This is a genomic window from Candidatus Polarisedimenticolia bacterium (assembly GCA_036001465.1).
In the GTDB taxonomy this organism is placed as follows: Bacteria; Acidobacteriota; Polarisedimenticolia; order Gp22-AA2; family Gp22-AA2; genus Gp22-AA3.
This window is the reverse complement of sequence record DASYUH010000074.1, coordinates 1-20,939: the sequence shown is the minus strand read 5'-3', so window position 1 is coordinate 20,939 and position 20,939 is coordinate 1. Positions and strand designations below refer to the sequence as shown.

Annotated in this window: 15 protein-coding genes; 8 read left to right on the top strand and 7 right to left on the bottom strand. The window is 69.3% G+C overall.

Features of this window, described 5'->3' with window-relative positions:
• Positions 1-8 precede the first annotated feature (8 nt).
• From VGV60_14070 to VGV60_14050, 5 genes are all read right to left on the bottom strand, one after another.
• Positions 9-842: a Stp1/IreP family PP2C-type Ser/Thr phosphatase gene (locus VGV60_14070; protein HEV8702396.1), complete on the bottom strand. Its 834-nt coding sequence runs from the start codon at positions 840-842 to the stop codon at positions 9-11.
• On the bottom strand, positions 829-1,779 hold the full coding sequence (locus tag VGV60_14065) for a tetratricopeptide repeat protein (GenBank protein HEV8702395.1): 951 nt from the start codon (positions 1,777-1,779) through the stop codon (positions 829-831). The genes VGV60_14070 and VGV60_14065 overlap by 14 nt, the downstream gene beginning before the upstream one ends.
• Positions 1,779-2,921, bottom strand: coding sequence for a hypothetical protein (locus tag VGV60_14060; protein ID HEV8702394.1), 1,143 nt, complete (start codon positions 2,919-2,921; stop codon positions 1,779-1,781). The genes VGV60_14065 and VGV60_14060 overlap by 1 nt, the downstream gene beginning before the upstream one ends.
• Entirely contained in the window at positions 2,908-4,227 is a 1,320-nt protein-coding gene (locus VGV60_14055) for a RodZ domain-containing protein (protein ID HEV8702393.1), read from the bottom strand. Before VGV60_14055 ends, VGV60_14060 begins: the two co-directional genes overlap by 14 nt.
• 117 nt (positions 4,228-4,344) lie before the next feature.
• Positions 4,345-5,139, bottom strand: a complete 795-nt coding sequence (locus tag VGV60_14050; GenBank protein ID HEV8702392.1) for a hypothetical protein — start codon at positions 5,137-5,139, stop codon at positions 4,345-4,347.
• 130 nt (positions 5,140-5,269) lie between these two features.
• Here VGV60_14050 and VGV60_14045 point away from each other — a divergent pair, with 130 nt between their 5' ends.
• From VGV60_14045 to pepE, 5 genes are all read left to right on the top strand, one after another.
• A complete protein-coding gene (locus tag VGV60_14045; GenBank protein ID HEV8702391.1) occupies positions 5,270-7,213 on the top strand; it encodes a molybdopterin-dependent oxidoreductase in 1,944 nt (647 codons plus the stop codon).
• Positions 7,214-7,266: 53 nt separating this feature from the next.
• Positions 7,267-7,806 carry a DUF1697 domain-containing protein gene (locus VGV60_14040; protein ID HEV8702390.1) on the top strand — a complete coding sequence of 180 codons (540 nt, stop codon included), beginning with the start codon at positions 7,267-7,269 and terminating at the stop codon, positions 7,804-7,806.
• Positions 7,807-7,891: 85 nt separating this feature from the next.
• Positions 7,892-9,811 (top strand): NAD(P)H-dependent oxidoreductase subunit E, encoded by a 1,920-nt coding sequence (locus tag VGV60_14035; protein HEV8702389.1) that lies wholly within the window; start codon positions 7,892-7,894, stop codon positions 9,809-9,811.
• Complete coding sequence (locus tag VGV60_14030; GenBank protein HEV8702388.1) at positions 9,808-10,761, top strand: 2Fe-2S iron-sulfur cluster-binding protein; 954 nt, start codon at positions 9,808-9,810, stop codon at positions 10,759-10,761. The genes VGV60_14035 and VGV60_14030 overlap by 4 nt, the downstream gene beginning before the upstream one ends.
• A 116-nt stretch (positions 10,762-10,877) precedes the next feature.
• Positions 10,878-11,588 carry a dipeptidase PepE gene (gene pepE / locus VGV60_14025; GenBank protein ID HEV8702387.1) on the top strand — a complete coding sequence of 237 codons (711 nt, stop codon included), beginning with the start codon at positions 10,878-10,880 and terminating at the stop codon, positions 11,586-11,588.
• A 32-nt stretch (positions 11,589-11,620) separates the two neighbouring features.
• Here the strand turns inward: pepE and VGV60_14020 are convergent, their stop codons facing one another.
• On the bottom strand, positions 11,621-14,257 hold the full coding sequence (locus tag VGV60_14020; protein ID HEV8702386.1) for a VCBS repeat-containing protein: 2,637 nt from the start codon (positions 14,255-14,257) through the stop codon (positions 11,621-11,623).
• A gap of 357 nt (positions 14,258-14,614) precedes the next feature.
• Here VGV60_14020 and VGV60_14015 point away from each other — a divergent pair, with 357 nt between their 5' ends.
• A complete protein-coding gene (locus VGV60_14015; GenBank protein HEV8702385.1) occupies positions 14,615-17,242 on the top strand; it encodes a hypothetical protein in 2,628 nt (875 codons plus the stop codon).
• Positions 17,243-17,304: 62 nt separating this feature from the next.
• Here the strand turns inward: VGV60_14015 and VGV60_14010 are convergent, their stop codons facing one another.
• Complete coding sequence (locus tag VGV60_14010; GenBank protein HEV8702384.1) at positions 17,305-19,962, bottom strand: phosphoenolpyruvate synthase; 2,658 nt, start codon at positions 19,960-19,962, stop codon at positions 17,305-17,307.
• Positions 19,963-20,167: 205 nt separating this feature from the next.
• Here VGV60_14010 and VGV60_14005 point away from each other — a divergent pair, with 205 nt between their 5' ends.
• Positions 20,168-20,590, top strand: a complete 423-nt coding sequence (locus VGV60_14005) for a GFA family protein (GenBank protein ID HEV8702383.1) — start codon at positions 20,168-20,170, stop codon at positions 20,588-20,590.
• A 172-nt stretch (positions 20,591-20,762) separates the two neighbouring features.
• Positions 20,763-20,939: isocitrate lyase/phosphoenolpyruvate mutase family protein (locus tag VGV60_14000; GenBank protein ID HEV8702382.1), on the top strand; the 177-nt coding region annotated here is incomplete at its 3' end.

Below are 20,939 nucleotides of genomic sequence, written 5' to 3'. Positions count from 1 at the left end.
AACGGGGTTCAGTGCGTCGGCGTCCCGACGCGCCCGAGGACGACCGTGACGTTGTCGTCCCCGCCGCGATCGTTGGCCAGGTCGATGAGGGCGCGCGAGGCCGCCTCGGGATCGTCGGGATGGGCCAGAAGGGTCTTGAGGATGTCGGCGTCCTCCGCCATGGTGGTCAAACCGTCCGAGCACAGGAGGAGGATGTCCCCGGGCTTCAGGTCGAGCTCCACGAGGTCGGCCTCGACGTCCTCCTGGCTGCCGACCGCCCGGGTCAGGATGTTGCGCGCCGGGTGGTGGCGCGCTTCCTGGCTGCTCAGGGCGCCGGCTCTCACCTGCTCGTTGACCAGGGTGTGGTCGGACGTGAGCTGGCGCAGCGCCCGATCGCGCACGACATAGGCGCGGCTGTCGCCGACCGAGCCGATGTAGGCGCGCGTCCCGTGGACGTAGGCGATGACGACCGTGGTCCCCATGCCGCGCATGCTGCTGTCCTTGCGGACCGAGCGCACGATCTCCTGGTTGGCGAGCCGGATGGCGTTCAGCACCCGGCGCGCCGGAACCGGCAGGCTGGCCTCGTCGATCCCGGGGGAGCGGAAGGAGGCGGGAATGGTCGGCTCCTTGCGCGGATCGGTGCCCGAGATGTGCCGCTCGATCGATTCGACCGCCAGGCGCGACGCCACTTCGCCCGCGGCGTGCCCCCCCATGCCGTCCGCCACGATGAACAGGGTGCCGTCCTCGGAGATCGCGAAGGAGTCCTCGTTCGACTTCCGGCGCTTGCCGACGTCGGACAGCCCGGCGCTCCGGATGACTGGGCGCGGCGCGCCGTCTTCCGTGGAGGCCTTAGCCCTGGACACGCGTCCGCTCCTTCCTCGGTGACACGAGCTCATCCAGCTTGGCGAGGGCCGGCTCGTTGTTCGGCTCGCGCGCCAGGATGGCTCTCATTTCTTCGATCGCCTCACGCTCGTGCCCGGCGTCGGCCAGGGCGAAGGCCAGGTTGAGGCGCGCAAAAGGATACTCCGGATTCGCCTCCAGAGCCTTGCGAAATGCGGCGATCGATTCCTCCCAGCGCTCCAGCTCCCCCAGAGCGACGCCGATGAGATTGTGGACGTCGGCGAAGTTGGGGCTGAACAGGCTGGCCTGGCGGAAATCCTCCACCGCCCGCTCGAGGTGTCCCTCGATCAGAGCGCGCATGGCCCGGCGGTAGTGAAACGCGAAGCTTTCGGGCCGCCTGAGGAAGGTCTCGCGCATCCACTCTTCCGCCTCGCGCGTCGCCCCTTGCGCCAGGGCCGCCGCCGCCTTCCCGAACGGCTCCTCGATGGCGCGCCGGGCGAGGTCGCGCGCCGCTTCGAACTCGCTCAGCGCCTCCTCCTTCTGTCCGGACGACAGAAGGAGGAAGGCCATCTGCACGCGGGCCTCGAGGTATCCCGGGTGGAGCTGGACGGCCCGGCGGTAGCACTCGATCGCCTCCAGGCTGAGGTCGAAGCGCGCGTACAGCGCCCCCATGCGGAAGTGCAGGTCGGGGTAGTCGGGAGTCAACGCCAGGGCTTCCCGATAGCCCTGGACCGCCGCCTCCACATTGCTCTGCTCCTCGGAACGCTCGGCCGCCGCGATGTGCGTCTGGGCCAGGTAGTAGATCGCCATGCGGCGATCGGCCTCGGGCGTCTCGGGTGCCTGCAGGACGCGGGTCAGGAACTCGATCGCCTGCTTCGCCTCCCCCCGGTAGTAATGGTAGAGACCCGACTTCAGCTGGTAGTTGCCGAGCTGGTTGCGGACCGACTTGAGCAGCCGCATCAGTGCGCCTTCTTCCCCATCTTCTTCGGCGGCTGGGTGCGGATGAGAAACAGGTTGCGCGCCTGGCGTCGCACCAGCTCCGGGATGTTCTTGTCGCCGCAGACGATCTTCAGATCCCGGTTGCCGAGCCGCGGCAGGAACTGGATCGTCAGCCCCGCGGGCGTCTTGGGATTGCGCACCAGGGCGTGCACCGTGGCATAGGTCTTCGTCCAGTCCTTGCGCGAGGCGATCACCCGCAACATGTCCTCATGGATGTTGCGCATCTTGGCGAAACTGGCGACCTCGCTGTCGGACAGCTTCGGGCTCTTCAGGACCTGGTGGGCCACCATCTTGGCCGTATCCCGGATCAGGATGGCGCGCTCTTCCGCGTTCCCCTTCATCGCGAGCTGCACGCGCTCGGCGACGTTCATCTTCATGATCTTCTGGAAAACGGGGGTCTTCTTCAGCTCCTCTTCGAACCGTGCCTCCTCCTCCTCCGTCATCACCGGCGCGGCCGCGTCGTCGGCGGGGGGCTCCTCTCCGGCCGCCGGCGCCTCCCCGGCCGCGGCCCCCTCCGGCAGGGCCTCAGCAAGCGGCCCGGCCGCCGGGACGGGCGAGGGACGCACGCGCAGCTGCTCCTTGCCGATGAAGTCGCGCTCGAGCTCCTGCAGGCGGCGGCGGTTGTCGGAGGACAGGTTCGGGTTGGCGCGCAGGATCTCGAGGAGGTGCGGGGTCTTGATGATCCGCACCTCGTTCGTGACGATCAGGTTCAGCGTCTCGGCCGTGCCGGTCGTGGCCGCCGACTCGAGCGTCGCGTCCATGATTGCCGGGTGCGCGATCGCCGCCTCGAGGGCGTCTCCCGAGAGCCGCCCGGAGCGGACGAAATGATCGACCAGCACCGCCTCGCAGCCGGGATCGCGCAGGATCGGGAGGAGCGCTTCGCCGGCGAGCTTCGCGAGACTCTCGGTCGCCGCCTGGACGACCTGGGGCAGTTCGTCGTGCAGCAGGCAGATCTGCGCGTACACCAGGTCCTGGAGCGGCAGCGGCAGGGCCCCGCGCGCGGCGATCATGCGGATCGCTTCGGGGGCGGTGCCGGAGAGAATCTTTTCGACCAGGGGATGGCGTGCCCGGACAGCGTCCCCCTGGGGCTCAGCGGCGGCCACGGGATCCTCGCTCCCCCCGGGGACAGATGCGCGCGAAATCGTCGACACGGATCGTGTAGCCGTAAACCTTCGAGCCGGGATCGCCGAGGGGCAGGCAGGAAGAGCCGTTGACGATGACGCGCACGGCCCCCGCGTCTGTGGCGCTGACCCGGACGACGGCGTCGCAGCGAGCGTCCTCCGTCTCGCCCGCCTCCATGACCCGGTTGAGCACCTCGCGCCCGTCGCACACGAGCTGGACGAAGGCCCGGTCGCTCGCCTGGATCTCCACCCGCATCGGTCCGGCGTCCGAAGGCCCGCTTTCCGGGCCCACGGCAGCGCCGCGCTCCCCGGGGCCGGAAGGCGCGAAGGTCGGGGGCGGGGAGAGGGTGGCGCGCTCGGAGCGCGGCGTCGGCTCCGGACGCGCCCCGGGCGAAAGGGGCGCCGCCGTCGATGATTTGCCCGGCGGCGGTGTGACGGCCGGGGGAACCGTGGTCAGCGCACCGAGCGTGATGTGCGACGGCTGGGACATCTCGGGCAGAAGGGCGGACGATCCATCGGGCCGCGCCTCCGCCCCTTCCTGGGGCGCGGGCTCGGGCCCCTGGGAGGGGTCGACCGGGCCGCCGCTTTCCGTCGCGGGGCTCTCGGCCGGCCGGGAGGCCGCGGGGGGCGCCGGCCTGAGGACGCTCATGAGCAGGAACAGGACGCCGGCCGCCGCGACCAGCGACAGAATCCAGAACAAGGCGCGCGACGATCGCTGCCCGGTGCGCTCCGCCCGCTTCTCGGTCCGATCGGCCGCGATCGCCTGCAAGGCCGCGCGCACCGGGTCGGCGGGCGTCGAGTGGGGCGCCGCCGCCGGGGCACGGTCGGCCCTGACCTCGCCGGCCGGAGCCGCCGCGGATGGAGGGGCCGTGGCGGCAGGGGCGACGGCCGGAGCGGGACTCGTCGGAGCGAACCTGATGGCCGGCAGCGCGAGGCGCTGCGACGAGGACGAGTCCGCAGGCCTGGCCCCGGCCCGCTTCTGCGGCACCCCGGCCGGCCGGTGCATCGGCCCCTGACTGTCATCGGGACGCGACCCGGCGGGCCCCGCGGTCCGCGGGCCGACCTCCTGCAGGTAGGAGTTCACCATCGCCTCGCCGTCGATGCCGATGAATCTGGAGTACGCCCTGATAAACCCCTTGTTGAACAGGCCTCCGGGAAGCACGTCGAACCGGTTCTCTTCCAGGGCCTCGAGGTAACGGATGCTGATCTTGGTGGCTTCCGCGATCTGGCGCAGGGAGATCTCGCGCAGCTCGCGCTCACGCTTCAGGGTCTCGCCGAAACTCGCCATCGACACCGCGCCCGCCGCGTTCCAAGTGCTTGGGCCGTCATGACTTCGACCGAAGGCTAATAATAAGGACGGGTTACCGGTTTGTCAAACGACCCCAAGTGATGCGATATCAGTTACTTAACTGGAATCGGACGACCGATCGCCGGCTCGATCCGGGTGGGTCCGTGCTTCGAGGGTCCGCAGGGCCGCCACTTTGACCAGCGTCGGGAGGTGCGGCGCGTGCGCCAGCTCGCGGAGCGACTGAGTGGACAGTCGCTGGAGGAGGTGCAGCGCGGCGGCGGGAGGAGTCGCGGGATTCTGGACGAGAGCCTTCTGCAGGGCCGGGCGCACGGACAGCCGGGGATCCTCCGCCAGCGCCTGCAGGACACCGGGGGCCGTCGTCTTGCCGGAGGCGATCGCCAGCGCGTCCTCTTCCAGGAGACGCGGGTTCTGCAGCAGGGCGCGCATGACCATCGGGTCGCTGGTCCGCCGCAGGGCGCCGATAACGCCGCGCGTGGCGATGCGCGCCAGCGCCACCTTCTCCCCCAGGGCCAGCTCCTGCATCCGGATCTCCAGCAGACGCTCGGCCGCCCGGCGCAAAGGTGCCGCGAGCGTCGCCTGGTCCGCGACGCGCGCCAGGTCGCGCCACCAGAGGAACTGGATCAGCCCCATCGCCAGCGGGCGCGGTGTTTTCGGATGCAGCACGATGGCGGCCTTGACCTCGTAAGGCTTGAGCCAGACGCGGTTGCGCCCGATGCGGGAGATCAAGGGGCCCGTGATGCCGCGGTTCTTCTGGAGAATCAGCAGGACCAGGCCAGGGTCGAGAAGGGGGTTGACCAGGGCCCCTTCCAGATACGAAATCGGGGCCCGGTCCAGCTCCACGGCCAGGATCTGGGCGGATGCCGTCCGCCCGGCGTCGAAGAGGGCGTCCATAGGAGGAAATGTACCGCGTGGCACGGCGCGCCGCCAGACTGGCCCCGAAGTGTAGACAGACGTGGGCCAACGGCGGTATTCTCAAACGGTTGAAGGCTCAGCGTTTCACGCTTCACCAGCAGGAGCCGCGATGAAGGGTGGTTACGTCCGGCTGACCGAGCCGATGGTGCGCGACCACGGCGTGCTGCGCAAGGCGACCTGGGACGAGGCGCTCGATCGCGCCGCCTCCGGTTTCCGCGCCGCGGTCGACGCGCACGGGCCCCGCTCCTTCGGGCTGTTCTCCTGCTCGAAGGCGACCAACGAGGTCAACTACCTGGCGCAGAAGTTCGCCCGCTCGGTCCTCGGCAGCAACAACGTCGACAGCTGCAACCGCACCTGACACGCGCCATCCGTCGTCGGTCTGACGACGGTCTTCGGCGCCGGGGGCGGGACGTCGTCCTACAGGGAGATCGAGGAGACCGACCTCATCGTCCTGTGGGGATCGAACGCCCGCGAGACGCACCCGATCTTCTTCCACCACGTCCTGAAAGGGGTGCGCAACGGCGCCCGCCTGTACACCATCGATCCGCGCCGCACCGGGTCGGCGGAGTGGTCCGACGTCTGGCTCGGCATCGACGTCGGCTCGGACATCGCCCTGGCCAACGCCATGGGGCGCGAGATTCTCGCGGAAGGGCTCGAGAACCGCGCCTTCATCGCCCGGGCGACGACCGGCTTCGAGGCGTACCGGAAATCGGTCGAGACGTACACGCTCGAGCGCGCCGCGAAGATCACCGGCGTCCCGGCCGAGGCGATCCGCGAGCTGGCGCACGCCTACGCCCGCGCCGACCGCGCCGAGATCTGCTGGACGCTCGGGATCACCGAGCACCACAACGCGGTCGACAACGTCCTGGCGATCATCAACCTGGCCCTTTTGACCGGCCACGTCGGGCGCTACGGCTCGGGGCTGAACCCGCTGCGCGGCCAGAACAACGTGCAGGGGGGCGGCGACATGGGGGCGATCCCGAACAAGCTCCCGGGCGGCCAGGACGTCGAGGACGCCGCGTCGCGCGCCAAGTTCGAGCGCGCCTGGGGCGGCGCCGCCATCCCGCCGAAACGCGGCTGGCACCTGAGCCAGATGTTCGAGGCGATGGAGCACGGCGATCTCAGGGCGCTGTACGTCATCGGCGAGAACCCGGCCCAGTCCGAGGCCGACTGCGCCCGCGCCATGCACCTGCTCGGCAAGCTCGACCACGTCGTGATGCAGGACCTCTTCCTGACGAAGACGTCCGAATTCGCCCACGTCGTCCTGCCGGCCGCGGCGTCGTGGTGCGAGTCGGAAGGGACCGTGACGAGCAGCGAGCGCCGCGTGCAGCGCGTGCGCAAGGCGCTCGACCCGCCCCAGGGGGCGCGCGACGACATCGAGATTCTGTGCGAGCTGGCGCGCCGCCTCGGCCGCGACTGGGGCCGCCCCACCGCCAGGCAGGTCTGGGACGAGCTGCGGAGCCTGTCGTCCTGGCACAAGGGGATGACCTACCGCCGCCTCGAGGAGCTGGGCGGCATCCCCTGGCCCTGCCCGGACGAGAGTCACCCCGGCAGCCCGTTCCTGCACGCCCGCCTGTGGAACGAACCGATCGAGGGGCCGCCGGCCCCCTTCAGCCCGGTCGAGTTCGAGCCGCCGGTGGACGAGCTGACGAAGGACTTCCCGATCCGCCTGACCACCGGACGGCGTCTCGACTCGTTCAACACCGGCGTCCAGACCGCCGGCTACGCCTCGCCCCTGCGCCGCGGCGAGTCGCTCGACCTGGCCCCCGAGGATCTCGAGCGCCTCCGCCTGACGGAGGGGGAGCGCGTGCGCGTCGTGTCGCGCCGCGGCGCCGTCGAGGCGCCGGTGCGCCTGGACCAAGGCCTCCGCCCCGGCCTCGCCTTCATGACGCTGCACTTCCAGGACGACGTCGCGACGAACCTCCTGACCATCGACGCCACCGACCCCAAGTCCGGCACCGCCGAGTTCAAGGCCACGGCGATCCGGATCGAGCGGCTGAACGGCGGCCGGGCGGGCGCCCGGAAGAGATCGGCCGCGGCCGCGGCGCGCTGACTCCCGTGACAAAAGGGCCAGGCCGTCGTCCGCCTCGCTCTCGCACGGGACCGGTGACGACGTGGATCGCGCTGTTCCGGGGCATCAACGTCCTGGGGAACAATCCGCTGCCCATGAAATCGCTGAAGACGCTGCTGGAGAAGAGCGGCTGCCGGGAGGTCCGGACCTACATCCAGAGCGGTAACGTCGTCTTCCAGAGCCCGCCATCCGATCCACGAAGCGTGGAGCGTCGCCTGTCGAAAGCCGTGGAACGGAGTCACGGCTTCGCGCCGCACGTCCTGGCGCTCACGCGTGACGACCTCGAGAAGGCGGCGGCCGGCAACCCCTTCCCGGAAGCGGCCGCGAATCATAGGAGCGTCCACGTCTTCTTCCTCGCGGCGCCGCCTGACAAGCCGGATACGGCCGGGCTCGACCGCCTGCGGACGACGGAGCGGTTCGCCCTGAAGGGGAGGTACTTCTACCTTCACACGCCCGACGGGTTCGGAAAGTCGAAGCTGGCGGCGCGTGCCGAGCGGCTGCTCGGCGTCCCCGCGACCGCCCGCAACTGGCGCACCGTCGCGACGCTCATCGAGATGACCAGGTCGGAGAGCTGACTCGGCCGCCGATCGGCTGCCGGTGAACGGGCCCGACGGGAACCCGGGCTGGACACGGGCCGCGGTCCGGCGATAATCTGCGCCGATGGACCTCCACCTCATCCCCGGCGCCGTCCCGACGCCCGAGGAGCGCCTGGCCGTCGACGCCGTCCTGGGCCCGCCCCGGTCCGGCTGGGACGGTGGGCCGCGCCGCGCGGGCGCCGACGGACAGGTGGCGCACGGCGGCCTCGAGGCCGCGCGCCGTCGCGACCTCCTGCTGCCGGCGCTGCACGGCGTGCAGGGGCGCATCGGCTTCATCACCGAGGGCTCCCTCAACTACATCTGCCGTCGCCTGACCGTCCCCCCTGCCGAGGCGTACGGCGTCGCCACGTTCTACGCCATGCTGGCGCTCGAGCCCCGCCCGAAGACGGTCGTGCACGTCTGCGACGACATCGCCTGCCGCATCAGCGGTGCGCTGGACCTCTGCCGCGACCTCGAGAAGAAACTCGGGCCGGCCGGCGAGGCGAAGAAGGGGGCCCCCGCGATGTGGCTGAAGAGCCCCTGCCTCGGCCAGTGCGAGCGCGCCCCCGCGGTGATGTTCCAGGCGGCGGGGGAGGGGCGCGGCGACTGGTCGCTGGCCCCGGCGGCGCTCGCGACCGTGATGACCGGCATCGAGGCCGGCCCGCTGAAGAGGAAAACGTCCGGGCGCGCGAGCGGCGCCGCCGCCCGCGCCAGCGTCGTCCCGGCGCCCCAGACGCTGGCCCCGCGCGCCACGGGCCTGCGCCTGCTGCGACGCGTCGGCGTGGCCGACCCGGAAAGCCTCGACGATTATCGCGCCCACGGCGGCTACGCCGCGCTGCGCCGGGCCGTCGCCCTGGGCCCCGAGGGGATCATCCGCGAAGTCCTCGACTCGAAGCTGGTCGGCCGCGGCGGCGCCGCCTTCCCGACCGGGCGCAAGTGGGAGGCGGTGGCCCGCCAGCCGGTGCGCCCGCACTACCTGGTCTGCAACGCCGACGAGTCGGAGCCCGGCACCTTCAAGGATCGCCTCCTGATGGAGGAGGACCCGTTCGCGCTCGTCGAGGCGATGACCATCGCGGCGCACGCCACAGCCTGCGAGCGCGGCTACATCTACATACGCGGCGAGTACCCGCTGGCGATCGAGCGCCTGCAGAGCGCCGTCGAGAAGGCCCGCAACCGCGGCTTCCTCGGGGACGACATCCTCGGTGAGGGGCTGCGCTTCGACATCGAGATCCGCCGCGGCGCCGGCGCCTACATCTGCGGCGAGGAGACGGCGCTGTTCAACTCGATCGAGGGGCACCGCGGCGAGCCGCGCAACAAGCCGCCGTTCCCGGTCCAGGTCGGCCTGTTCGGCAAGCCGACCGCCATCAACAACGTCGAGACCCTGGTCAACGTCCTCGACATCGTCCTCGACGGGGGCCCGGCGTTCGCAGCCATCGGCTCCGGCCAGTCCACCGGCCCGAAGCTGTTCTGCGTCTCAGGCCACGCCGCGCGCCCCGGTCTCTACGAGGTCCCGTTCGGGACGACGCTGAAGGAGCTCATCGACCTGGCGGGAGGCGTGCGCGGCGGCAGCCGGCTCCAGGCCGTGCTGCTCGGCGGCGCCGCCGGCGTCTTCGTCACCCCCGCCGAGATCGAGGTCCCGCTCACCTTCGAGGGGACGCGCGCCATCGGCGCCACCCTCGGCTCGGGCGTCGTGATGCTGTTCGACGACACCGTCGGGCTTCAGGATATCGTCCTGCGCATCGCCGCCTTCTTCCGTGACGAGTCGTGCGGCCAGTGCGTCCCGTGCCGCGTCGGCACCGTGCGCCAGGAGGAGGCCCTGCACCGCCTGGCCAGCGGCCACCCGCTCGGCGGCTCGGCCGCCGCCGAGTCCGCCCTCATCGACGAGGTCGCCCAGGCGATGCGCGACGCCTCCATCTGTGGATTGGGCCAGACCGCCGCGAGCGTCGTCCAATCGGCCATCAAGAAGCTCGGCGTGTTCGGCGGCAACGGGAAGGGGAGAGCGTGAGCGATCGCCCGCGCGCTGGCGCGCCGCGCCGGGAGGTCGACCTGACCATCGACGGCACGCCCGTGCGCGTCCCCGAAGGGACGACGATCCTCCAGGCCTGCCGCGCGCAGAAGATCGACACGCCGACGCTGTGCTACCTCGAGAACCTGACGCCCGTCAACGTCTGCCGCATCTGCGTCGTCGAGGTGGAGGGGTCGCGCGTCCTCGTCCCCGCCTGCTCGCGCCCCGTCGAGCCGAAGATGGTCGTGAAGACCGACTCCGAGCGCGTGCGCCTCAGCCGCAAACTCGTTCTAGAGCTCCTGGCGTCGTCCGTCGACATGTCGCTCGTCTCGAACGAGATCAAGGGCCACATGAAGCGCTACGAGGCGCGCCCCGAGCGCTTCGGCCCCAGGGCCGGCCCGGCGCCCGAGGGGGCGCGCGATCACGCCCACCCCGGCCACCACGCCGCTCCCGGCAACGGTTCCGCCGCCACCGTCGCCCAGTCGGTCAAGGTCGACAACGATCTGTACGTCCGCGACTACTCGAAGTGCATCCTCTGCTACAAGTGCGTCGAGGCCTGCGGCAAGGACGCCCAGAACACCTTCGCCATCGCCGTCGCCGGCCGCGGCTTCGACGCCCGCATCTCGACCGAGTCCGCCCGTCCTCTCACCGACTCCGCCTGCGTCTACTGCGGCAACTGCATCGGCGTCTGCCCGACCGGCGCGCTGATGTTCAAGTCCGAACACGACATGCGCCGCGCCGGCACCTGGGACGAGTCCAGGCAGACCCAGACCGACACCATCTGCCCCTATTGCGGCGTCGGTTGCACGCTCCAGCTGCGCGTCCAGGACAACTCGATCGTGAAAGTGACGTCCCCGCTCGACCACGAGGTCACGAGCGGTCATCTGTGCATCAAGGGGCGTTTCGGGTGGCGGTTTGTGCAAAGTCGCGACCTGGGGCGCGAGAAGTAGGTCTCGACTCCACCCCCGGTGTCGAATAGGCGTCCAGCGTCGAGCTTCTTAACTCACACAGCGCCCATCAGGAGCATGACCAGGATCGAAGCGAGGATCGAGATGTATAGTGACGCGTGCGCCTCGTTCTGCTCAGCAACTCGATCAACTTCGGCTGCGGGTATCTCGACCACGCCGCCCGGGCGATTACCGAGCTGTTCCAGGGCGCGCGACGCATTGCCTTCGTCCCCTTCGCCCTCGCCGACCAGGAGGGTTACCACGAACGCGTGCGGCTGCGCTTCGGGGCGCTGGGTCTCGACGTCCACCGGGTGATGGAGGGGGGGCACGGGCGCGACGTTCTGGAGAAGTCGGAGGGGATCTTCGTGGGGGGCGGGAACACCTTCAGGCTCCTGGACCGCCTGCAGCGATCGGATTTCATCGCGCTCATTCGTTCGCGGGTGCTCGCCGGCGCCCCGTACCTGGGGTCGAGCGCCGGGACGGTCGTCGCCGGCCCCACCATCCGCACGACCAACGACATGCCGATCGTCCAGCCCGCGTCGTTCGAGGCGCTCGGCCTGGTGCCGTTCCAGGTGAACTGCCACTACCTCGACCCCGACCCGGCCTCGCGGCACATGGGGGAGACGCGCGAGGCCCGCCTCCGCGAGTTCCTGGAGGAGAACCGCAGACCGGTGGTCGCGCTGCGGGAGGGCTCCTGGCTGGAGGTGGCGGCGGACGCCGCCGACGCTCCCCGCCGCGTTCGCTTGTGCGGGCCGCTCATGGCGCGCCTGTACCGCCGCGATCATGAGCCCCTCGAATGCCCGCCCGGCGACCTTCCGGCGTTCGGCTGACCACCTGAAGCCTTGTGGCGGGCCCCCAGAGCTTACTCCCGCGTGGCGGGGCCCAGCGTGACGATCGGCGCGTCGCGGAAGACCGCCTCCAGGAAGATGTTCCGGCCGCCTTTGAGCTTCGGGATCAAGAACGTGTAGGACGTCCCGAGCTCCGTGGCGCACTCTTCGCAAGGTATCAGCACGAGGTTCATCTGGGTGCGCTGTCCATGCTGGTCGTAGACGACGGCGTTGAAGCCGAGGAGGTTGACCTCCCAGTTCGTGCTCCATCGGAGGGTCCCGGATCCCTTGCCGAACGGAGTGTTGGAAGAGACCGTCAGTCCGGTGACGAAGGGAAGCTCCGGATCGCACACGTCGCCGGTGCCGTTGTTGTCCCGATCGATCTGCGCCGGGTTGTAGCCCGCCGGACAGTTGTCGCAGAGATCGCCGATGGCGTCGAGGTCGCCGTCCGCCTGGTCCGGGTTGTAGAGGGACGGACAGTTGTCGATCGCATCGAGGATGCCGTCGTCGTCCTTGTCCGCCTCCTGCATCTGGTTCGGCAGGACCACGAGGCCGGGGGACGCGAGGCTGAGGAGATCGAGGCCCGACGCGCCGTCGAACTGCCCGACCACGAGCCCGCCAAAGAGGTAGTAATCGACCGGCGGACGGAACCCGCCCCGGGCGTCTCCCGGCAGGACCCAGCCGTCGGCGATGACGTCCGGCGCTCCGTCGGCCTCGACATCCGCGATCGCCACGGAGAAATGCTCTGTCAGGGTCCGGGGCCGGAAGACGATATCGCCGTCGGACAGGAAGATCCTCAGCTCGTCGATGCCCCCGTTGACGACCGCAATGTCGTCACGCCCGTCGCGATCCAGATCGCCGGCCGCGATGGCCCGGGGGATCCCCGGGGCCGGCCGGGAGACCGCCGCCACGAAGGCCCCATCTCCCCGTCCTGCCAGGACCGAAACCGTGTCGGACCCGGGGTCCGCGGTGGCCAGGTCGGCATGACCGTCTCCATCGAAGTCGCCGATCGCGAGGGCGCTCGGACCTTCACCGACCGGATAATCGACCGCCGCGGCCAATGCGCCGCCCAGGCTCAGCAGGACCGAGACCGTCGATCCGGTCGCGTCCGCCACCGCCAGATCATCGAGCCCGTCCCGGTTGAGATCTCCGGCCACGACCGCGCGCGGCCCCGCGCCGGTCGTGTAGGTCACCGGGCTCCCGAACGATGCGAGCCCCGTGTTCAGCGCGACGGTAAGGTTGTTCTTCAGGAAATTCACGACCGCCAGGTCGGGCCGCCCGTCTCCGTCGAAATCGCCGGTCGCAAGGGCGTTCGCGTCCCCATCCCCCAGAGAAACGGCCGGGCGGGGAGAGTCGAACGATCCGTCTCCTCTCCCGATGTGGATCTGCACTCCACCGGTCCGGAAAGAAGCCGGAGGCTCGGAGACGCACGACCAGGACGACGCCGCGTCGAGCCGGCCGTCGCCATCGAAGTCGGCCGCCGCGAGGGCGTTGACGCAATTCTCGGCCGGCGAGACGATCCACTGCGCGAACGTCCCGTCGCCGTTGCCCAGGAACAGGATCGCTCCCATGATCATGTCGGTCCGTCCGTCGCCATCGAGGTCCGCGAACGTCTTCTTCCCGTAAAGTCCCAGCCTCCTTCTCACCGGGCGAAACGTCCCGTCGCCGTTGTTGAGGAGCGTCACGAGGTCGAAACCGTCGTGCAGCACGACGTCGTCGCCGCCAGCGCCCCCAAGAGTTGCGACGGCGGGAAGGATGGGGCTGACGAGGCCCGCCTCCGGACCGGCTCCGCCGCCGGGCGCGAAAGAGCCGTCGGGCTGTCCGAGATAGACGAGGAGACGCGCCGGGTTGGAGATGGTCGCCGCCAGGTCCGAGCGGCCATCGCCGTTGAGATCCCCCACCGCCACGTCGACATTCTGCCCCGGAACGGCGACATGCTCCTGGACGAAGGTTGCTCCGTCCCCGGAGTTCAGGAGAACGACCACGGGCGTCGTGCTGCCGATGTTGCTGAGACGCGCCGAAAGGTCGAGCGTGCCGTCGCCGTTGAAGTCACCGACTGCGAGGTCGCTGGGAAAGCCACCGATGGAGATCGCCGCGATCGAGAAATTGCCGTCGCCGCGGCTCAGAAAAATGATGATTCCGTCGAAAGTCGCCCGGTTGACCGAAACGAGGTCGTCCTTTGCGTCGGCGTTCAGATCGCCGACCACGAAGTCGGCGTAGCCGGTGTAGGGCGTCGCGCCGATGGCCGCGCCAAGCGTCCCGTCGCCATGCCCCGGGAGGACGGCGAGGCTCCCCGGGAGGCCGACGTCGCTGTCCGCGACGAGCACATCATGAAGCCCGTCACCGGTGAAATCGCCGACCGCGGCGGCGTAGACCTCCGGCCCGACGTTCGCCCCGAAAAGCAGGCGCGAGAACCGGGCGCGCCCATCGTTCCGCCGGACCAGGATGGCGCCGCTGGCACTCGTCACCAGGTCGAGGGCGGCGTCGGCGTCGAACCGCCCCATGAACACGCGGGCATCGGAGTCGGTCGGGAACCAGGTCTGGGGGTAGAGCGGACCAGTTGCAATCAGCCCGGCCGAGGGCAGGCTCATCCCCAGGCAGGCCAGAAGAACGAAAAGTTCTGCGGCGCGCCGGCGGCCTCCCAGGCCAGGCGGCAAGGGATTTTTCACCATGGTAGGTTCCTCCGGGATCGTCTTCTTGTATGCGACTATATACGGCGGTGGGCAGCCGGCGGGTACAAGTTTCTGCCGGAACTCCGCTGCGTGCGGGCCGCCTGTTCCGGGCCCAGCGGGGGAAGGGAATCACGGTGCGCGGCGCCGCAAGGCTGAAGGACGGCGCCGCAGTCTATCCGATCGGATAGCGCGACCACAGGATCGGATAGTTCTCATGGACCGCGCCACCCCAGTCCGGCGCGCGTTTTGGCCGAATTCCTCCGAAAACAGGCGACGGCACGACGCTTGCAGCGCAGGGTCGGCGCTGCTCGGATCCAAGCCGCGCCTCACGGTGCACACACAAAGGGGGGGACATTCATGTCTGGACGTGGACCGTTCCGAAGTTTCGTCCTGGCCGCCCTGGCGGCGACGACGCTGGTCGCCCAGCGCGCGTCGGCCACGCCGACCGGCATCAGCTTCAATTCCATCACGCCGTCCAACGGGAACACGTTGTACGTGGCCCGGACGGCCGCCAACAATCCGCTCGACCCGCCGACATTCCAGCTGAAGGCGGACGTCTTCTTCGACAACTTTTCCGGGGGGAACGCCGAGGTGACGGACGTGACGTTCCGCTATCCGGGCTCGGGCATTCCCGAGATGTCGAACACGCCCAAGCAGTTCATCGATACCGATGTCGACGAGGACGACGACCCGGACACGACGGTCAACTGGATTCTGATGCCGGGCGCGAAGCAGCGCGTGGCCATCCACCATGGACTCGACGTGGACCTCCCGACGCCCCTGCCGGCCACGGTCGAGATCGACTTCGAGTTCAACAACGACGGGGATCCGCTGACGCTCACGTTCAACCTGGCGTTCTACGAGAACGCCGTGCCGCTGAAGGCCCACTTCTTCCCGGCCAAGGCGGAGGACCTGGATTCCGGCGAGCTGTGGTACTGGGGGACGCGTCATTCGGTCGATTCCGGCGGCGGGCTGGGCGGCTTGATCAATCCGTCCACGGGCTCGCAGCGCTACGCCCTCGACATGGGGGTCGTCGCCTGGGACGGCTCCGCCTGGAGCGAGTCGTTCGACGGCACCTATGACGAGAACACCGACTTTCGCGTCTGGGACAAGCCGCTGTACGCGATGGGGGACGGTGTCGTGGTGGCCTGTTACCGGGGCGAGCCGGACGAGTCGCCCAAGGGGTTCGACGAGGTCGATTTCCACTTTGGATTCGGGAACAGCCTGTTCATCCAGTACGGTGACGACCTCGTCTCGATCGGCCACATGCAGAACGGCACCATTCCCGAAGCGCTCTGCCCTACGCCGAGCAGCCCGGGGCCCGGACTGTGGCCCGACGATGACAATCAGACGGGCCTGAGCATCCCCGTCGTGGCCGGCCAGTTCCTCGGGCGGGTGGGGAACACGGGCCGCTCCACCGCGCCGCACATCCACTTCCAGGTCGAAGGACAGGCCTCGAACACGATCTCCGGCGCGCCGATGCAGTTCATCAACGTCCGCGCCCTCGCCGACGACACCGCCGTCAGCAATCTCGGCGACTCGCCGGCGCTGCAGGCCCTGCAGGGGATGACGCTGCACAGGAAGACGCTCCTCCTCCCCAATCCGTGCGGGTTCGATCCACCGGAGGCCGGCTTCGCCGAGGTGAGCCGCCACGGCATTGCCGCCGAGTGCTACCAGGACGTGTTCAACGCCATCGTCTTCCGCGGCTATGCCCCCAAGTTCGTCGACGGCTACGACGTGGGCGGCCAGACCTTCTTCAACGCGACCTTCCATCCGGCCGACGCGCCCTGGGTGGCGCGCCACGGGCTGACGGGGGACGAGTACCAGACCCTCTTCGACGAACTCACCGGCGACGGCTACCGGCTGCACCAGATCGATTCGTACCTCGACGGGGGGAACGTCCGCTACGCCGCCATCTTCGAGAAGCGGCCGGGCCACCCGTCCGCGGCCTTTCACGGGCTCGACGACGGCGCGTACGGCGTCCAGGTCGATGAGCTGAAGGATGCCGGCTACGTGCCGGTGAACGTGTCCACGGTCGAGGTGGGCGGGAGCCTCTACTGGACGGGGCTCTTCGAGCAGGTCAACGTCACCGGCTGGACGGTGCAGTCGGTCCCGGCCGCGGACTACCAGGACACCTTCGACGACAACGTCGCCGCCGGACGGCTCCTCACCTACGTGCACGGGTTCAACACGGGCGCGGGGCCCTACATCACCGGTATCTGGGTCGACCCGATCGGCGGTGCCTCTGCGGCCGTCCACGGCAAGACAGCCGAAGAGTACCAGGCCGACTGGGAGGCCAACACCGGAGCTGGCCTGTTCACCCGGTACACCAGCGGCTACGACGACGGCGCCGGCTCGGCGCTGTTCGCCGCTCTCTGGCGCGCCCGGCCGAGCACCTCGATCACCGCCACGCCCGACGACCCGACGAACCAGACGTCGGCGACCTTCGAGTTCGCATCCAACAACCCGTTCGCGACGTTCGAGTGCAAGCTCGACGGCGGAGCCTTAACGAGCTGCGGCAGCCCCAAGACCTACACGGGGCTGTCCGAGGGGAACCATACGTTCCAGGTCCGGGCTCTCGACCGCGACCGCGTCCTGGACGCCTCAGCCGCCTCGTTCACCTGGCTGGTCGATACGACACCGCCGGTGATCACCATCACCCAGCCCACCGTAAACACCAAGACCGTGAACGGTGTGCTCAAGGCCGATCCGGTCCTGATCACGACGGTCGTCGGCTGGGCCACCTTCGCGGCGAACGTCACCGACAACCTCTCCGGCGTGGCGACCGTGGTGTTCAAGGTCGACGGCGTCCCCGTGCCCGGAGCCAGCGTCTCCCACGTCGGGGACGTCTGGAGCTTCGTGTTCGAGCCGCAATCGAAGAACGCCCATGACTACACGATCGAGGTGATCGCGACCGACCATGCCGACAACGTCGCGACGCAGTCGAGGATCATCAGCGGCGTGAAGACCGCCAAGAAGCTCTGACGCCGCGTCCCTCGCAATGGAGAAGGCCGGCTCGCCAGAGCCGGCCTTCTCACTCCCCGCGGCTAGCGCATGATCTCGACGAACCCCTCGTCTCCGTTCACGCGGATCTGCTGGCCTGTCCGAATCCTCTTGGTCGCGTCGACGACGCAGACGACCGCGGGGATCCCGTACTCGCGGGCGACCACGGAGCCGTGCGTCATCAGGCCGCCGACCTCCATCACCAGCCCCCTGGCGTTGATGAAGAGGGGAGTCCAGCCCGGATCGGTGTAGGGCGCCACGAGGATCTCGCCGGCGTTCAGGACGGCGGTCGACGGGTCGAGCACGACTTTGGCCTTCCCCTCGACGATACCGGGGGACGCCGCGCTCCCGGCGAGCGCGTTCTGCGGCAGGTTCTGCTGGCTGTGCCTCTTGGTGACGATCTCCCCCTCGCTGGTCAGGACGCGGGGCGGAGTGAGCTTCCGATCGCGCTGGTGCTCTTCCCTGCGGACTGCGACGATCTCCTCGAGCGCCGGCCCCTCGCCGCGCAGGGCGCCCTGCAGCTCCTCGACCGTCAGGAAAAAGACATCCTCCCTGGCGGCGAGGCGGCCCTGCTGCACCAGAATCCCGGCGCACTCGAGGGTCACGCTCCTGATCATGCCGAGCGACTGGATCAGCATGAACTTCGGGTGCTCTCGGATAGCGAGGTTGTTGCGGCACACCCGGATGAGCCGGCGCACCAGCGGCCGCTGCAGGGCGCCGGCCGCCCGGATCAGCCGCTGCGAGGCCTCGAGGCCCTGCTGTTTCAGCCTGGCGTGGTGGGCGCGGTGGGTGCCGCGCTCCTCGCGTGAGAGGTTGCCGACCAGCATCTGCACCAGCGGAGTGGGATGCTCGCTCCAGCGCGGACGCGTGATGTCGATCTCGGAGCCGGCGCGCATCCCGTACTTGCGCAGGAAGCCCTGCATCGCCTGATAGAACGCCTCCCCGCCCGCAAGCGTGCGCACGCTCTCGAGCGCTCCGCGGGCGTCGGATCTTCTGAGATGAGACTCCACCTCGGGGTACCCGCGGGCCATGTCGGCGAGGTCCCCCAGCTCCAGATCCATTTCCGTGGTGACGTTGCCGTCCAGCCCCTGCGCGAAGGCTGTCAGCTCTCGATCGACCCCTCTCCCTCGCAGGAGCCGCTTCAAGATCACCTGCGCCAGGACGGCGGACAACAGGATCGGGACGATCCTGGGGAAGATCTTGAGGAAGATTCCGCTGCTCTGCGAGCCGGCGACCTCGTAGCGCCGGGCCCCCGGGGCGGCCGCCTCGAGCTCCGAGCGATCCGTCTCGATGGTCGCATCGATATAGGCCCGGGCCCGACCGGTGCTTCCCTCCGGCGAGGAGAGCCACAGATGCCACATGGCCCTGGCCAGGAGCGGCCCGACAACAGGCAGCACCCCCTTGAGGGCGGTCAGCCTCGAGGCCGTGCCGTAGCCGAACTCCGGGCGCCGGACGACCTCCCTGACGGCCTCGGCCATGAGCGTGTCGACCGCGGTCAGGACCACGGGGAGCACCTTCCCGAATGGGCTCACCCGCAGGAGATCGCTCGGGTCGATGTAGAGCCGCCCTCCGGCGCCGAGCAGCGCCCGGCTGTTCCCGGTCTCGTCGCGGCCGAATGGGAAGAGGCGCCTCCAGATGGAGCGGGCGTAGGGCAGGAGGGCGTCGGTCATCACCTGGGCGTGGCCGAACGAGATGTAGACCCTGAGCTCCTGTTCGGAGGGCCTTGGCTCGGGCATTGGAAAGAGGGTCGTGATCGGGCGGCTCTGGACGATGTAGACCTTGCCGGCCTCGATGCACCACTCGATGTCCTGGGGTCTTCCGTAGTGCTCCTCGATCCTGGCGCCGAGCCGCGCGAGGTCTCTGGCCGCCTCGTCCGTCAGGGAGGGTGCCGTCTGTCGCTCCGGCGGGAGCGCCTCCTGTCGTGTGCCGCCGCCGGGCAGGGGGCGGATGGCCACGGTCTTTCGCGCGATTTTCTTGTCTGTGACTTCGTTGGTGCGTTTGTCGACCTTGAAGAGATCGGCGGAGACCAGCCCGGAGACGAGCGCCTCGCCCAGGCCGAAGCCGGCGTCGATCGAGACGATGTGCCGCCTGCCGTCGATCGGGTCGGCGGTGAACAGGATCCCCGAGACCTCGGGCGACACCATCCTCTGCACGACGACGCTCAGGAAGACCCGGCGATGATCGAAGCCGTTCTTGGCGCGGTAGGTGATGGCGCGATCGGTGAACAGGGAGACCCAGCAGTCGCGCACCTTGTCCAGCAGGGCCTCCCGGCCCCGGACGTTGAGGTAGGTGTCCTGCTGGCCGGCGAAGGAGGCGCCCGGGAGATCCTCCGCCGTCGCGCTCGAGCGGACGGCGTAGGAGTGCTCGGCCCCGGCGTCCCTCCAGGCGGCCTCGACCGCGTGCGCTATGTCGGTCGGGATGGGCGCCTGTCCAAGGCGGGAGCGGACCTCCTCCCCGAGCCGGCGCACCGCTTCGGTGTCCTCGGGGTTCAGGGCGGCGAGGCGGGAGAAGAGCGCCGTCGTGTCGCCCGCGCCATCCAGGAACGCTCGAAAGGCCTCCGTCGTGACGCAGAAGCCTCCCAGGACCGGGAAGCCGGCCTGCGTCAGCTCGGCCAGGCTGGCGCCCTTGCCTCCGACCCTGGCGAGGTCCCGCTTGTCGAGCTCGGAGAACCTGGCGATCCAGGGTTCGCTGGTGGTGTGCATCCTTGCATGAGGCTACTCGATTCACGACCGTATGCGAAGCCAGTCTTTGCTTCAGGATCGGGCGCCCAGGTCGTCGCGGTTCCTGGGACTCGAACGCCTGATTCACAGGTCCCGCTCGTGCGGATGGTTTTCCCATTCGGGCCTGATAGCATGGACGTGTTCCGCACGGATTGGAGACAATCTCTGACGCTGGAGGAAGCTGCCAATGACGCCGAATCGATTCACCGGCGGGTGCGAGTGCGGAGCCATCCGCTACGAATGCTCCGCCGCGCCCATCGTGATGTTCAACTGCCATTGCCGCGAGTGCCAGAAGGTCACCGGCGGGCCGTACATCCCCGTCGTGGTCGTGCCGGCGGAGGCATTCAGGCTGACTCGCGGCGCGCTCCGCTATCACTTCACACCTAGCGAGATGACAGGCCAGCACAAGCGGGGCTTCTGCGGAGACTGCGGCTCGCGGGTCACCGGAGGGCAGTCCGCGAAGGGAACGCCCTGGGTCGAGGTCACCGCCTCGAGCCTGGACGATCCGAGCTGGTTCCGCGCGCAGCACGATATCTTCGTGACCAGCGCACAGCCCTGGGACCTGCTCGACCCCGGCCGGCCGAAGCACGATCGCTACGCGCCCCGGTAGGCGCGCCCCGAGCGTCACTGGGGTTATCATGACCGGAGGAGGATACGGTGCGTGCCGGGCGTCGGGTACTCGTGCAACAGGATCGGCACCTCAGGTTGCGAGGCGACTCCCCGCACCTAGCGCTTCGCGAGGGGACGATGTGCGACGCCCTCGAGTATCCGGACACGACCTGATGCCCCAGGTCTCCGAAGCCTGCCGCCTGTTCCATGGTCTGCACGAGTCGGGCTGCTTCGTCATCCCGAATCCCTGGGATCTCGGCAGCGCGCGGCTCCTGGTCAACCTCGGTTTCAAGGCGCTGGCCACGACCAGCGCCGGGTTCGCCTGGACGCAGGGACTGCCGGACCACCAC

Coding starts and splice junctions, on each gene's coding strand:
- VGV60_14065 (HEV8702395.1), bottom strand. CDS start 1,779: ATGCGGCTGCTCAAGTCGGTCCGCAACCAGCTCGGCAACTACCAGCTG.
- VGV60_14055 (HEV8702393.1), bottom strand. CDS start 4,227: ATGGCGAGTTTCGGCGAGACCCTGAAGCGTGAGCGCGAGCTGCGCGAG.
- VGV60_14050 (HEV8702392.1), bottom strand. CDS start 5,139: ATGGACGCCCTCTTCGACGCCGGGCGGACGGCATCCGCCCAGATCCTG.
- VGV60_14035 (HEV8702389.1), top strand. CDS start 7,892: ATGGACCTCCACCTCATCCCCGGCGCCGTCCCGACGCCCGAGGAGCGC.
- VGV60_14020 (HEV8702386.1), bottom strand. CDS start 14,257: ATGGTGAAAAATCCCTTGCCGCCTGGCCTGGGAGGCCGCCGGCGCGCC.
- VGV60_14015 (HEV8702385.1), top strand. CDS start 14,615: ATGTCTGGACGTGGACCGTTCCGAAGTTTCGTCCTGGCCGCCCTGGCG.
- VGV60_14010 (HEV8702384.1), bottom strand. CDS start 19,962: ATGCACACCACCAGCGAACCCTGGATCGCCAGGTTCTCCGAGCTCGAC.
- VGV60_14005 (HEV8702383.1), top strand. CDS start 20,168: ATGACGCCGAATCGATTCACCGGCGGGTGCGAGTGCGGAGCCATCCGC.